This is a genomic window from Alicyclobacillus tolerans, from assembly GCF_048984885.1.
Classification (GTDB): Bacteria; Bacillota; Bacilli; order Alicyclobacillales; family Alicyclobacillaceae; genus Alicyclobacillus_I; species Alicyclobacillus_I tolerans.
Genome location: NZ_JBMGNK010000002.1, coordinates 1,947,232 through 1,961,287, shown reverse-complemented (window position 1 = coordinate 1,961,287; position 14,056 = coordinate 1,947,232). Strand labels below are relative to the sequence as shown.

The window sequence follows — 14,056 nt, the reverse complement described above, 5'->3', positions numbered from 1 at the left end:
TTCCTATATAGCATTCATTTCAAAACATAGTTGAAAATGTGATCTAAGTTATTATGCTCATTCGTCTTAATTTTGAAAATGAGCATAATAACTTTTTTATTTTGGGATATTAAAGGCATCATTTCTCATGAGGAGAGAATTCTGATGTCTAAAGTTCATTATCAATATGCAACGATTCTTGCTGTAGTATCAGTGGCTGGATTGTGCGCTTTAATTTGGGGATTAAGCGAATATGACAAAAACTTGTCTTTGCAGTCTCAAATACAAACAAAAACACATGCTGAAATGGCTCAAGCGGCTTCAGACGTAAAAAAGCTTCAAACTGCTTCTCTAGAAGCGCAAATTTTTGCTACTAAAACTGATTTTCAGCAATCTCTTCCTGTACTTTTACAACATAGTAGTCAAGTTCAAAATGATTTTGAAAGGCTTAGTCCCTATCAAAGTTGGGTTGGAGATCAGCTGCCAACAGTAAAGAAAATGAATGAAACTATTTCTGTTTGGATGAAAAACCAGTCCAATCCATCTCGAAATGATACAGAGAGCACATTAACAGATTGGGAACTAAAAACAGACAATTGGTACAATAAATTAGAAAAATCAACGGATACTCCTGTTTTCAAAGCAAACTTAATTGACTCGTATTTTGCAAAACCAGTAAATAACGCATTCAACCATTTACGCAATTTGTATCAAAATAGAGTCGCAGTAAAAAATCAGCCTATTCAAGCTGATATTGAAAAAATGGATAACCATGATGAAGTGGCCAAACAGCGAATCCAGCAATTTTTTTCTACTCGCTCTGTCTCAAAAGTAACTCCAGTTTTCCATCAATCCGGTGTAAATGGAGTAATAACGACCTATACTGCAGAAATTGATGGTCAGCCTGCTTATATTATTTTCAATTCTTCTCAAGAGATTATAGGTTTTTCTAAGGAGAATTTGCCTGTTGGGAAAATAAGTTTAACTTTAGAACAAGCCAAAGAAAAAGCTATTTCATTTCTAAAGCACTTGAGTCCAGGAATTTATACAGAAGTACATGCTCAACAATTGGGTAAAATAGGGTACCTTACTTATTCACCTGTTCAAAATCAGAAAACAGTTTTGGGAGAAACAATTACAGTAAAGGTAAATTTAACTGATGGCCAGATTTGGGGATTTGTAAATCATTCGAATAATCAACATGTGAAAATGTCGGAAGGACCTATTCCGTTTATGGATACACAAACTAAGTTTAACCCATCTTTTCATGTTAAAATGACAACTCCCGTAGTAATAAAAAATACTGAAAATCATTGGATTTCTGGAATAGCTGTTTACGGTACTCTTCATGGACATACTTTCCGAGTCATTATAGACAGTAGAAATCAGAAAGTATTAGATATTCAGCACTTATCCTAACGTTCAATTTTCTTTAAATGCATGTACCCAAGATGACTATATTTTGTATAATGACATCATGCTTTTATGAAGGGGGGAGGCATGTGTCATTATTCACAGTAGGTCAGCTTGTTCATATTTCATTAATGCCAAAAAGTGAAGTGTACTATAAAACAAATATTTTTGAAATGGATGAAAAATATTTTTATGCAAGTGCACCTTTGAATCATGAAAAACATGAATATTTAAGAGCAAATATTGGACAATCGTATTTTTTTGAATACCACTCACAAGATGGGGCCCTTTGCAGATTTGATTCGGTTTTAATGGATTATACTCAAATTCCAGTTCCAACGTGGAAGTTTCAAATACCGGAGACTCATAAAATTTCACGTGAACAGAGAAGGGAATTTGTTCGCGTTCCAGCTGATATTCCTGTAAAAGTCAGATGGATGAACGGCAATGATAAGCATAGTGCTGATGTATATTCAAGAGATATTAGTGGCGGTGGCATGGCAATTCTCATTCCTAAAAACGTGTACTTTCAATTAGGTCAACAAGTTTATATCCAATTTAAATTACCCAATTATCATTCTGAAGTTATGCTTGCTGCAGAGGTTACTCGAGTTAGTGAACGAAATGACCGAGGATATGCATCTGTTTCATTACAATTCCTTGGATTGCGTGAGGGAATTCGTCAAAAAATCATTCAGTACACATTTTCCAGGCAAAGAATGATAAAGTGAGTGGGCTTGTCAAACGTTCACTTATGTGGAGTTGTTTTATTTGAAAGATACTCTTAATCAATCACAAAAAAAGTTTATGAAAATTGCAATTGACGGACCTGCTGGTGCCGGGAAAAGCACTGTAGCTAAAGCAGTAGCAGAAAAAACAGGATTTTATTACTTAGACTCTGGGAAAATTTATAGAGCTTGTACCTGGGTTTTAGTTAATAATCAGTTACATATGAGCGATCTCGATAAACTTTTGCATCAACTTCATTCAGGAAATCTAGAAATTGTGCAGCAAGGGCAAGAAGGAGTCACTGTTTACTTTGAAAATCATAAACTAGATGACGAGCTACGTACCCCACAAATTAATGATCTTGTCTCGACAATTGCTTCACAACCTAAGATAAGAGAATATGTGACAAGTGTATTGCGGCATTTCTCATGCCATCATAATGTAGTAATGGATGGAAGAGATATCGGTACTGTAGTCTTTCCTGATGCGGATGTCAAAATCTATTTAACTGCTGATCAACGTATTCGTGCCCAGAGACGAGTTGAAGAATTAAAGACTTCAGGCATACTTAGTACGGTTGATGAGGTTGAGAAATCTATTGTCAAACGCGACTTCCAAGATCAAACACGCACGCATTCACCACTCCAAATTGCAGATGATGCTGTCGTCATTAATTCAACCTATTTGTCCGTTCAAGAAGTTGTAGAAAAAGTAATTCGTTTAATTAGTCATGCAAATTCTCAGGAGGGAAACCATTGAGCGCTGGACAGTATAAGCCCCCTATTCCGTATCCGCTTTACTGGTTCTGTCGTCTCATTGTATCACTTTTTTTTCACTCCCTTTTTCGAATAGAAATTATAGGATCAGAAAAAATTCCAGATGGTTCGGTTATCTTAGCCAGTAACCATATCAATAACTTAGATCCTCCTTTATTAGGAATAACCACAAAAAGACATTTAATGTTTATGGCCAAGGCGGAATTGTTTAAATATCCCATTCTTTCGTGGGGGCTCAAATTATTAGGTGGGTTTCCGGTTCGACGTGGAGAGAATGATAAAAATGCCATGCGTTACGCCATTCAAATCTTACAACAAGGTGCATGTCTAGTTATTTTCCCTGAAGGTCATCGTTCCATGTCAGGCCGTCTTGGTAAACCAATGCCAGGAGTTGGTCTGATTGCCAAACGTTCTGAAGCTGCTATTGTGCCTATAGCAATATCTGGAAAATATAAAATTTTCCATAAAATAACCGTTCGCTATGGAGATCCTATTTTTATTGAACCATCACAATCCAGTCAAGAAATTGCAAATAAGATTATGGAAAATATCAGTGAACTTTTAGAGAAATAAAATACCTGCCAAACCTCCATATTAGAAAACTTGCATTAAACAAGTTACAATAAAAATACAGCATTGCTCGACGTGTTTCTGTGGGCGATAATGGGAAACATAGCAATGGCTTCTCTCAATCGTTCTCTGTCGTTTGGCGCAACTAAATCAGTTTGGGTAGATGGTATATGTAAGAGCCGTTGTCCTTAAACGTAGAGATGTGCTCCTGTGTGAGCGAAGAGAAAAAGCCTTTTACTGCACAGAAGCGTTGTAAAAAGCTTTGCGAGTTGAGGAGAATCGGGGAGGCAAGTCAGTATGTCAGAGGATTTACAGCAAATGTTGACTGAATCAAATCTACAGGTAGGCGATTTGGTCACCGGCGAAGTTGCATCCATCGATTCGAATGGAGTCACTGTGCATTTGGAGCATGGGTTTGAAGGTTTTGTCCCCATTCGAGAACTTTCCGTCTTGCCGGTAGAAGACGCCTCTACAATCGTTTCGATTGGCTCTAAAGTGAATGCCGTTGTTAAGAATATCGATCGTGAAAGCGGTCAAGTGACTCTTTCTAAACGTCTTGCGGACAGTCGAGAAGCATGGGACAAACTACAAAATGCGTTTGCGAATCAAGAAACGTTAGAAATCACTGTTCACGATGTTGTCAAAGGTGGTTTAGTGACTGACGTTGGAGTTCGAGGGTTTATTCCGGCTTCTCTGCTAGACACTCGTTTTGTTGGTAATCTAGAGGAGTATAAAGGCCAAACTTTACAAGTTAAAATTGCAGAGATTGATCGCGATAACAACAAACTTATACTTTCACGTAAAGCTGTTTTAGAAAACGAGCAAAACCAAAAAGTACAAAAAGTGATCAGTGAATTACATGAGGGGGATATTCTAGAAGGTGTTGTTCAACGTCTAACATCTTTTGGAGCTTTTGTGGACATTCATGGAGTCGACGGTTTGGTTCATATTTCGGAATTGTCCTGGAACCATGCTGATCATCCTTCAGATGTTGTTAACGAAGGACAAACAGTGAAGGTTAAAGTATTGAAACTAGATCCGGAAAAGGGAAAAATATCACTCTCCATTAAGCAAGCAGAGCCCGATCCGTTTGAAAAATATGCAACAGAGCTTCAAGTTGGCAGTGTGGTCAATGGAGTTGTAAAACGTGTTGTTGACTTCGGAGCATTTGTTGAATTAAAGCCTGGGCTTGAAGGATTGGTTCATGTTTCGCAAATCTCCCATCAACGAGTCAATCATCCGTCCGACGTTTTACATCCGGGTGATAAAGTAGAAGTAAAAATTCTTGGTGTGGATTATGAACGTAAGAGGGTTTCGCTTTCTATCAAGGACGTTCAAGAGAGGCCTGTTGTATCCAAAAAAGATGTAAAATCTAAACCTTCTGCACCAGCAAACAAAGAGTCGGAGAGTGTAACTGGTACAGGCGCAACGTTAGGAGATTTGTTTGGCGATCTATTCAAAAAAGGAAACGATTAATTTTTAACTCTCTAATATCATGGGGCTGTCCCAAAAGTCATCGTAGATGACTGAGGGATGGCCCCTCATTATTGACGACATGGTCTTTAATTGCGATAATGACGGAATGAATAAAAAGATTGGAGTGTACAGCGTGCCTCGTATACAATCTGTGAAGCCGGGTTCGTTAGCAGAAGAACTGGGCTTGGAAACAGGCGATGAACTGTTACGAATTGGAGAAACACAAATTCGTGACTTAGTTGATCTTCAGTTTGCGATGGCAGCTGAAGAAATAGAGATTGAAATAAAAAAGCCGGACGGAGAAACTTGGATTTTTGAAATTGAAAAACACTATGATGAAGATCTCGGTGTGGAATGGGAACATCCAACTGTAGATCGTGTAAAACTGTGTCATAACAAATGCGTATTTTGTTTTGTTGATCAAATTCCAAGTAATATGAGGCAAACTTTAAATGTTCGGGACGATGACTATCGATTGTCATTTTTACATGGGAATTTCGTCACTTTGACCAATGTTAAAGAAGAAGATTTACAAAGAATAGCAAAATTAAAAATGTCTCCACTCAACATTTCCGTTCATACAACCAATCCAGATCTTCGAGTTCGAATGTTAGCTAATAGACGTTCTGGTGAAATTTTAAATCAGATTGCTTTTCTTGCTGAGAACGGAATTGAAATGAATACTCAAGTAGTATTGTGCCCAGAATGGAATGACGGACCAGAATTGGATCGAACCATTAAAGATTTGTCACAGTTTTATCCACATGTCCGAACTTTGTCGGTTGTACCTGTTGGACTGACCAAGCATCGTCGCGGGTTACACAAATTAAGAGGTTGTACGCCTGATGAGGCAAGGACCGTAATCGAACAGGTCAGCAATTGGCAAAAACTTTTACGACAAAAATTAGGAGTTTCTTTTGTTTATGCGGCTGATGAACTTTATGTAATGGCTGATAGAACTGTACCAGAAGCAGACTATTATGACGACTTTGGACAGACCGAGAATGGTGTTGGAGTTATTCGTACTTTTTTAGAAGAAGTCAAAATAGCAGAGAAAAAAATTCAAAACATATCTATTTGTGAGAATCGAAAAGTTGGCGTTATAACCGGTATTTCCGCTAAAAAGGTTATTCAGCAAGAGTTGGATCGATTATTTAACAATCAATTTCATTATGAAGTTTTACCTATTGTCAATGATTTTTATGGACATAATGTAACAGTTACAGGTTTATTGACTGGAACTGATATTGTTGCTCAATTAAAGCAAAAGGTCGCTCATTTGGATACAATTTTGCTTCCAGATATTATGTTGAAAGACGATGCAGATATATTTTTGGACGATATGACGGTTGAAGATGTTCGAGATTCGCTGGAGATTCCTATTACTATTGTACCGGCTACAGGTATTGGGTTGTTATTGGGGGTAATCGGAGAGACACAAAGTTTGCCTCCACGTAGACGCTATGAAACCACTTTGCAGTCTGAATCCATCGCTCATAATCGTTCTGTTTCTTAACGAAAGTCCTAGTTTGGATTGAATTATTTTTGTACTGGAAGGTCAATAGCTCAAAGAGTACATTGACCAGGTGGTAAGTGAGGATGGATGATATTGAACATGCCCATGGTAGCTATTGTCGGACGAGCTAATGTAGGAAAAAGTACACTCTTTAATCGCTTGATCGGCCAACGATTATCCATAGTGGAAGATACACCTGGGGTAACAAGGGATCGATTGTATGCTGAAATGGAGTGGAACGGAAAATCATTTCAGTTAATTGACACTGGCGGAATAGAGCTAAGCGAAGAAGATGAGTTTACGAATCTGATTCGCATACAGGCTGAGTTGGCCATTGATGAGGCTGATGTCATCATTTTTTTAGTAGATGGCCATGATGGATTGGTAGAGACTGACAGAGCAGTAGCAGACTTGCTTAGAAAATCAAAAAAGCCAACTATACTGGCAGTAAACAAGCTCGATCATCCAACTCATCATATGCATCGCTATGAATTCTATGAATTAGGTTTTGGCGATCCAATTGCAGTGTCTGCTGAACACGGTTTAGGTACGGGAGATATTTTAGATGCTGTTGTCTCTGAATTTCCTGAAGAAGAGAATGCAGAAACAGGTGATCATGATACTTTACGTATAGCTTTTATAGGACAACCCAATGTGGGTAAATCTTCACTTGTAAATGCTCTTTTAGGTGAGAATAGAGTCATGGTGAGTGACATTGCAGGCACAACAAGAGATGCAATTGATACTTTCTTGGAATTTGAAGGGAACCAGTTTCAACTTATCGATACAGCCGGTCTCAGAAAAAAAGGTAAAATATATGAGAATATCGAAAAATACAGTATGTTACGTGCCATTCGAGCACTTTCCAGAGCTGATGTTGCCATGGTGGTGATTGATGGTAAGAAGGGAATTACAGAGCAGGACAAAAGAGTTGCAGGCTATGCATTGGATGCAGGATGTGCCATTGCAATGATTGTAAATAAATGGGACATTGTTGAGAAAGATGATAAAACAGCACATCAATTTACTCAAAAGATTCGTACGCAGTTTCCGTTTATGAGATGGGCGCCTGTTCTATTTGTCTCAGCCAAAACCGGACAACGAGTGACCAAGATTTTATCTCTTGCATCGGACATAGCTAATTACCATTCTATGAGAATTTCAACTTCTACTGTTAACCACTTATTACAGGAAGCCATGGTAGCCGTTTCGCCTCCAAGTGACAAAGGAAGGCGTTTAAGAATTTATTATGGAACTCAGGTTTCAGTTAAACCACCTACTTTTGCACTCTTTGTTAATGACAAGGAATTAATGCATTTTTCTTATGAACGTTATTTAGAAAACCAGTTTCGTGAAGCATTTGGCTTTGAAGGGACACCCATAAGGTTTTCGGTAAGGAACAAAAATAAAGATAAAGATTAAAAATTTTAGATTTACTTTCAAAAGAATGGGGGGATGATACATGGGATGGTTAGCTATTTTAATTGCCTATCTTCTTGGTTCTATATCGGTAAGTACTTTGATGGTCAAAGCAGTAAAAAAGGTAGATATTCGAAATTATGGCAGTGGGAATGCCGGAGCAACCAACACATTGCGTTTATTGGGATGGAAATATGGAGTACTTGTACTTCTTCTAGATGCTTTCAAAGGTGTGCTGGCTGTCTGGATAGCTAATCTACTTGGACACGGGCAACCCATTTATGATTATCTCAGTGGATTGTCCGTTATTCTAGGTCACAATTGGCCTCTCTATTTTGGATTCCGAGGTGGTAAAGGAATTGCCACAACTATTGGTGTATTTCTATGTTTATTGCCGTTAGCAACTTTAATTTCAGGATTTATCGCAATAGTGATTATCTTTATGACTCGCTATGTATCTCTTGGTGCAATTGTATTTGTAGTTCTTTCTCCAATTTTTTTAGCGCTTTTGTCGCATAAAACCGGGGCATTGTTATTTGCTTCAATTGCAGCTGTACTTGCGATTATTCGTCATAGGGAGAATTTAATTCGACTGGTACAAGGCAGGGAGAGAAAATTATTTGACCATCATGCTTGATGACCAACTGCCAAATCGTATAGCAGTCATTGGAGCAGGCAGTTGGGGAACAGCGATTGCCCATACGTTAGCTAAAAAGAATATGGAAGTTACACTTTGGGCGAGAAACGAAAGTATAGTAAATGAAATTAATCAATCAAAATGCAATTCTAAATATTTGCCAAATTGTTTATTGCATCCTAATATCCATGCAACAACTTCTTTACAAGAAACTGTGGACGGTAGCCCATATGTCTTTTTAGTCGTTCCATCAGTTGCGGTGCCTCAGATCGTAGCTTCACTACAGTCTTTTGCATATTCTCCAATGACCATTGTTCACGCTATAAAAGGCTTTATTCAGCCGCATGAAGATAGAGTAAGCTTGTATCTTCAAAAAAAGCTTGCTGTGAATGAACAACAAATTGCTGTCATTGGAGGGCCAAGCCATGCTGAAGAAGTCGTTCGCTCAATGCCAACAACTCTTGTCGTTTCCAGTCCAAGTAAAAATACCGCTCATAAACTTCAAGATATGCTCATGTCCAATTATCTTCGTGTATACACGAATCCAGATTGGATCGGCATTGAAATAGCGGGTGCACTGAAAAATATCATTGCTCTTTCCGTTGGCATGGCGGTAGGTTTAGGATTTGGCGATAATGCAAAAGCTGCCATTATGACAAGAGGTTTGGCTGAAATTGCTCGTTTGGGTATTGCTATGGGAGCTTCACCTCTAACATTTTCTGGGCTCGCTGGCGTAGGAGACTTAATAGCTACCTGCATTAGTGAACACAGTAGAAATTTCCGTACAGGACGATTGCTTGGACAAGGTATGACCTTGAAACAAGCAGTAGAGGCTCAAGGTATGGTTGTAGAAGGAGTACGAGCTACAGAGGCTTGTTTAAGATTGGCCAGTCAATATCATATTGAAATGCCGATTACTGAAGCAGTAGCCGCAGTGCTCTTTGAAGGCAAACAGCCTAAACAGGTAGTATCGCTTCTTATGGATAGAGATAAAACAACCGAGATGGAAGAATGGGTACTCTCAAGTGAAAATACGAGTTGGCGTTTTGTATAGCATGTTTTGAAAAGAGATATCTTTTTCTTAACCAGTTTGACAAGGTGATAGATTTCAAACAGTGTTCTTGTTACACTGATGCTGTTTGCATATATTTTGTGAATGGAGGAACAGTTAAATGAGCCATGTTCCAGAATCCCTGAGATATTCTAAAGAGCACGAGTGGGTCAGAGTAGAAGGAAATCTGGTCTACATAGGAATCAGTGATTTTGCCCAAGATGAACTAGGTGATATCGTTTTTGTGGAACTTCCGGATAAAGGAAGTGAATTGAAAGCTAACGATACTTTTGGGACAGTAGAATCTGTCAAAACAGTCTCTGACTTATTTGCGCCTGTCAGTGGAAAAGTCGTCCAAATTAACGAATCATTGAATGACTCGCCTGAACTAGTAAATGAAAGTCCTTATGAAAAGGGCTGGATGATTGCAGTAGAAATGAGTAACCCAGATGAATTAAACCAATTGTTAAGCGCGTCTGAATACACGGATCATATTCAAGGTTAAGGATATTGTAAGCATTCAGCACAGATCGAATTTATATCATTGAAAAGGTTTGACCTGGAATTCTTTGTTGACTTTCGGGTTAAACCTTTTTCTCTCCTCTTATAGCTCCTAAGTTCTGAACTGGACATCCTCCGCATAGTATGAACAATAAGTCGACCTGGCAACTATCTGCATATCAGCGGGCCGCTCGCATATACATGTACTGTCCTACTGAGTATTGGACATCCACGGAGGGATTGTCAGTGGCTCGGGGCGGTTTGTACGGGCGAAGCAATCTGCGCCGGTCATCTTGAGGAGGGAGAAGCGTGGAAAAATTCGACGTATTCAGGGACATAGCTGAGCGGACTGGGGGAGATGTCTATCTCGGCGTCGTCGGCCCCGTGCGCACTGGAAAGTCCACTTTTATTAAAAAATTTATGGAATTAATTGTTCTTCCCAACATTAAAGAAGATAGTGATAGGCTCAGAGCTATTGATGAACTACCACAAAGTGCAGCAGGGCGAACCATTATGACCACGGAACCGAAATTTATTCCCAATCAAGCGGTAGAAGTTTCAGTAGCCGAGGGGTTGGATGTCAATATCCGCATTGTTGATTGTGTGGGATATGCTGTTGAAGGTGCTCGCGGTTATGAAGACGAGAATGGACCGAGAATGGTAACAACACCTTGGTTTGACGAGCCTGTAGCCTTTCAGGAAGCTGCCGAAATCGGTACTCGAAAGGTCATTGCCGACCATTCAACCATTGGTATTGTTGTTACTACAGATGGTAGCGTAGCAGAAATTCCTCGTGAAAATTATATTGAAGCAGAAGAACGCGTTGTTGAAGAATTAAAAGAACTGGGGAAACCATTTGTTATCCTTGTGAATTCGTCCAATCCAGAGCATCCAAGAGCACAGGATCTTAAAGCGGAGCTGGCCATCAAATACGATGTACCTGTCATTGCTCTCTCCTGTGCAACGGTAACTTCTCAAGAAATTTACAATGTTCTGCGTGAAGCATTGTATGAATTTCCTGTTAAAGAAGTAAATGTGAACCTGCCCAATTGGGTCATGGTCTTAGATGAAGAGCATTGGCTACGCAGACAATTTCAGGATTCTGTTCATGAAACCATTCAAGATATTCGTCGTATTCGAGATATCGATCGAATTGTTGAACAATTCTCTACGTATGAGGTTATTTCCTATGCCGCATTGTCTCATATGGATATGGGGCAAGGTGTGGCAGTTATTGAGCTATCAGCTCCAGACGAATTGTACGATCGCGTTTTAACTGAAGTTGTGGGTGTGCAAATTACTGGACGTGATCAACTCCTTAAAATGATGCGTGATTTTGTCCATGCCAAAAAAGAGTACGATAAAGTAGCTGAAGCTTTGCGTATGGTTAAATTAACAGGATATGGAATTGCTCCTCCTTCTTTAGAAGAAATGACTTTAGATGAGCCTGAGCTGATTAAACAAGGCTCAAGATTTGGAGTGAGACTAAAAGCAACCGCTCCATCGATTCATATGATTCGTGTAGATGTGGAAAGTGAATTTGCACCAATAGTTGGGACAGAAAAACAATCCGAAGAGCTAGTTCGATATTTGATGCAGGATTTTGAACAAAACCCACTTAAAATTTGGGAAAGTGATATTTTTGGCAAATCTTTAGCGGCTATCGTTAGAGAAGGAATTTCCGGAAAACTATCCTTGATGCCTGAAAATGCTCAATACAAATTAAAAGAAACATTACAAAGAATCATCAACGAAGGTAGTGGCGGCTTAATCGCGATTATTCTCTAAATACAGTTTCACTTTTGACCAGGAGGCAAAATAAAGTTTTGCCTTCCTGGTCCCACATTTGCTTGAATTGCAATTTACAGACAAACCTAGTATAATGATTTTCAGTGTCAATTACGGGATGTGGCGCAGCCTGGTAGCGCGCTACCTTGGGGAGGTAGAGGTCCCGGGTTCAAATCCCGGCATTCCGACCAATGAAACCAGCGTTCTTGGCGCTGGTTTTTCGTTTATGAATACAAATTCTCATATTTGATTTTGTGTTATCGTGATCAATCTAAAACCATAGCAATTTTATTTTGACGGAGATGAGATAATGGGAAGTTCAATGGAACAAGGGGATTATTTTGTCATCCGAGCTCTTGAAAATGGTGTTCAAGTTTTTGGAATGACACGTGGACAAGAAACAAGATTTCATCATTCGGAAAAATTGGATAAAGGTGAAATTATGTTGGCTCAATTTACCGAACATACATCAGCCATCAAGATAAGGGGTAAGGTAGAAGTATACACCAAACATGGAACAATTCTTCCACTTGGCAACACTTCTTCTCTGCAGGAAAAAGGATAAAAGACTTTGATACTCATAAGCCTTATGCTTTAGGGGATATGATATGGAAACTGACGTCAATTGCAGAGAAGACGCATGAGGGTGTGCTATAATCTCACTGAGCGTGGATGAATGACAGGTGTTCTAGGTGCAAGGAGATGACTGAATGCCCAGAGAAATAAGCGAGCGATATCTCTCTGTAGCGCAAAAATTTTACCGAGAGATAGAGCATCCATATTTAAAAACAAATCAAGTGCTGCAAACTCCTAGCCGATTTCATTTTGAAGTGGGTTTGGGCATTCTGAAAGCAGCTTCTGTACCGGAACACCAGTGGGATCTTATACTGACCGCTTTACTATTGTTGCAAAAAGGTCTCTCTATGCATGATGAGATTGATGAGAAAATCAATCGCACACGACAGTTAACGATTTTGGCTGGTGATTTTCATAGCAGTCAATATTATCGATTAATTGCTCAAACTGGCGAGTTTCCACTGATGGATTTACTAGCTGTCTCAGTGGCGGAAATGAATGAAGCAAAAATGACTTTGCTTATATCTCAACAGAAATTATCTTTAGAAGAACAAAAACAACTACGAATCATTATTGAAGGCAGGTTGCTTGAAGCTTTAGCAGAGTACTATTTACGACATGAAACACATTGGAAATCTGACATTCGCTCACTTGTCGAAGCTTATATACTGCATACTGACATTGAGTTTAAAAAGTTCAATTTACGTCCGGCTCACTTACGACAGGCATATGATTGTTTGACCAACATTTTGGACAGAGTCTGGGCTCATTCGCCCATCTCCTTGGACGATCCATTGCATGCTTTACTGATGGATTATATTCAGCCCATTCAGGAACTCCTTGAAGTTAGACAATGGGTGGAAGGAAGTTCTTAAAATGAAGACGAACGTCTCGAAAGCAGATTATGTACATGAAGTTTTTTCTCAAATTGCTGATCGCTACGATTTTATGAATTCCGTTTTAAGTTTTCAACAACATCATTTATGGCGACGTTTTACCATGAAAAAACTCAAAATTCAACCAGGTGCCCAGGTTCTTGATGTGGCGGCGGGGACTGGCGCATGGACGTTTTCGCTAGCTGAGGCTGTAGGACCAAAAGGAAAAGTCATTGGACTGGACTTTTGCAAGGAAATGCTGGATGTGGGCAGAGAAAGAAAAATAAAAATGGGGCAGCGGGCTAACCATATCGAATTTATTGAAGGCGATGCCATGCAGTTGCCATTTCCAGATAACTCATTTGATGCGGTAACTATTGGTTTTGCCTTAAGAAATGTACCTGATATACATCAATGTTTACGTGAAATGAGAAGGGTAGTCAAACCTGGAGGTCATGTTGTTTCGCTGGAATTGTCAAAGCCGGAGTCAACTTATTTTCGAAAACTTTATTATTTTTATTTTTATAACATCCTTCCTAAAATAGGCTATCTTGCAGTGGGAAAAAAGGCACCCTACGCATGGTTGCCAGAATCACTTACCAATTTCCCTAATCGTCTCGAGCTGGAACATATTTTTCACGAAGTTGGATTGGTCAATGTGAAAAGTTATGCTTTAACGGGTGGAATTGCAGCTTTACACATGGGAGAGAAAGGGGAGGAACCGAATTCGATCTAACGGATGGTTGTTCG

The 14,056-nt window shown here is 39.2% G+C and carries 14 protein-coding genes and 1 tRNA gene; all 15 read left to right on the top strand.

Annotated features, from left to right (window positions below):
- Positions 1-144: 144 nt before the first annotated feature.
- The 15 genes from ACOJUR_RS09830 to ACOJUR_RS09760 all read left to right on the top strand — a co-directional run bounded on the left by ACOJUR_RS09830 (position 145) and on the right by ACOJUR_RS09760 (position 14,042).
- Positions 145-1,398 carry a PepSY1/2 domain-containing protein gene (locus ACOJUR_RS09830; RefSeq protein WP_306955666.1) on the top strand — a complete coding sequence of 418 codons (1,254 nt, stop codon included), beginning with the start codon at positions 145-147 and terminating at the stop codon, positions 1,396-1,398.
- Between the two features lie 83 nt (positions 1,399-1,481).
- Positions 1,482-2,123, top strand: a complete 642-nt coding sequence (locus ACOJUR_RS09825; protein ID WP_072875244.1) for a flagellar brake protein — start codon at positions 1,482-1,484, stop codon at positions 2,121-2,123.
- A gap of 40 nt (positions 2,124-2,163) precedes the next feature.
- Positions 2,164-2,880, top strand: coding sequence for a (d)CMP kinase (gene cmk / locus ACOJUR_RS09820; RefSeq protein ID WP_083574388.1), 717 nt, complete (start codon positions 2,164-2,166; stop codon positions 2,878-2,880).
- Positions 2,877-3,470 carry a lysophospholipid acyltransferase family protein gene (locus ACOJUR_RS09815; protein WP_238413695.1) on the top strand — a complete coding sequence of 198 codons (594 nt, stop codon included), beginning with the start codon at positions 2,877-2,879 and terminating at the stop codon, positions 3,468-3,470. Before cmk ends, ACOJUR_RS09815 begins: the two co-directional genes overlap by 4 nt.
- Before the next feature lie 294 nt (positions 3,471-3,764).
- A complete protein-coding gene (gene rpsA, locus ACOJUR_RS09810) occupies positions 3,765-4,943 on the top strand; it encodes a 30S ribosomal protein S1 (RefSeq protein ID WP_072875243.1) in 1,179 nt (392 codons plus the stop codon).
- 133 nt (positions 4,944-5,076) lie between these two features.
- Entirely contained in the window at positions 5,077-6,459 is a 1,383-nt protein-coding gene (locus ACOJUR_RS09805; RefSeq protein ID WP_420949898.1) for a DUF512 domain-containing protein, read from the top strand.
- Between the two features lie 93 nt (positions 6,460-6,552).
- The gene (gene der / locus ACOJUR_RS09800; protein WP_083574391.1) at positions 6,553-7,881 is read left to right on the top strand and encodes a ribosome biogenesis GTPase Der; all 1,329 of its coding nucleotides are present in this window, start codon (positions 6,553-6,555) and stop codon (positions 7,879-7,881) included.
- Between the two features lie 40 nt (positions 7,882-7,921).
- Positions 7,922-8,515 (top strand): glycerol-3-phosphate 1-O-acyltransferase PlsY, encoded by a 594-nt coding sequence (gene plsY, locus ACOJUR_RS09795; RefSeq protein WP_072875240.1) that lies wholly within the window; start codon positions 7,922-7,924, stop codon positions 8,513-8,515.
- Positions 8,508-9,569 (top strand): NAD(P)H-dependent glycerol-3-phosphate dehydrogenase, encoded by a 1,062-nt coding sequence (locus ACOJUR_RS09790; RefSeq protein WP_420950535.1) that lies wholly within the window; start codon positions 8,508-8,510, stop codon positions 9,567-9,569. Before plsY ends, ACOJUR_RS09790 begins: the two co-directional genes overlap by 8 nt.
- Positions 9,570-9,687: 118 nt before the next feature.
- A complete protein-coding gene (gene gcvH, locus ACOJUR_RS09785; protein WP_072875239.1) occupies positions 9,688-10,071 on the top strand; it encodes a glycine cleavage system protein GcvH in 384 nt (127 codons plus the stop codon).
- Positions 10,072-10,376: 305 nt separating this feature from the next.
- Positions 10,377-11,855, top strand: coding sequence for a stage IV sporulation protein A (gene spoIVA / locus ACOJUR_RS09780; RefSeq protein ID WP_072875238.1), 1,479 nt, complete (start codon positions 10,377-10,379; stop codon positions 11,853-11,855).
- A 114-nt stretch (positions 11,856-11,969) separates the two neighbouring features.
- A tRNA-Pro gene (locus tag ACOJUR_RS09775) sits at positions 11,970-12,046 on the top strand.
- A gap of 119 nt (positions 12,047-12,165) precedes the next feature.
- Complete coding sequence (gene mtrB / locus ACOJUR_RS09770; RefSeq protein WP_072875237.1) at positions 12,166-12,420, top strand: trp RNA-binding attenuation protein MtrB; 255 nt, start codon at positions 12,166-12,168, stop codon at positions 12,418-12,420.
- Positions 12,421-12,565: 145 nt separating this feature from the next.
- On the top strand, positions 12,566-13,306 hold the full coding sequence (locus ACOJUR_RS09765) for a heptaprenyl diphosphate synthase component 1 (RefSeq protein WP_203115456.1): 741 nt from the start codon (positions 12,566-12,568) through the stop codon (positions 13,304-13,306).
- 1 nt (position 13,307) lies between these two features.
- Positions 13,308-14,042, top strand: a complete 735-nt coding sequence (locus ACOJUR_RS09760; RefSeq protein WP_203115457.1) for a demethylmenaquinone methyltransferase — start codon at positions 13,308-13,310, stop codon at positions 14,040-14,042.
- Positions 14,043-14,056 lie beyond the last annotated feature (14 nt).

What these genes read in the sequence shown, in the direction of transcription:
- gcvH (WP_072875239.1), top strand. Translation starts at nt 9,688, where the DNA reads ATGAGCCATGTTCCAGAATCCCTGAGATATTCTAAAGAGCACGAGTGG.
- ACOJUR_RS09830 (WP_306955666.1), top strand. Translation starts at nt 145, where the DNA reads ATGTCTAAAGTTCATTATCAATATGCAACGATTCTTGCTGTAGTATCA.
- plsY (WP_072875240.1), top strand. Translation starts at nt 7,922, where the DNA reads ATGGGATGGTTAGCTATTTTAATTGCCTATCTTCTTGGTTCTATATCG.
- ACOJUR_RS09760 (WP_203115457.1), top strand. Translation starts at nt 13,308, where the DNA reads ATGAAGACGAACGTCTCGAAAGCAGATTATGTACATGAAGTTTTTTCT.
- ACOJUR_RS09790 (WP_420950535.1), top strand. Translation starts at nt 8,508, where the DNA reads ATGCTTGATGACCAACTGCCAAATCGTATAGCAGTCATTGGAGCAGGC.
- mtrB (WP_072875237.1), top strand. Translation starts at nt 12,166, where the DNA reads ATGGGAAGTTCAATGGAACAAGGGGATTATTTTGTCATCCGAGCTCTT.
- rpsA (WP_072875243.1), top strand. Translation starts at nt 3,765, where the DNA reads ATGTCAGAGGATTTACAGCAAATGTTGACTGAATCAAATCTACAGGTA.
- ACOJUR_RS09765 (WP_203115456.1), top strand. Translation starts at nt 12,566, where the DNA reads ATGCCCAGAGAAATAAGCGAGCGATATCTCTCTGTAGCGCAAAAATTT.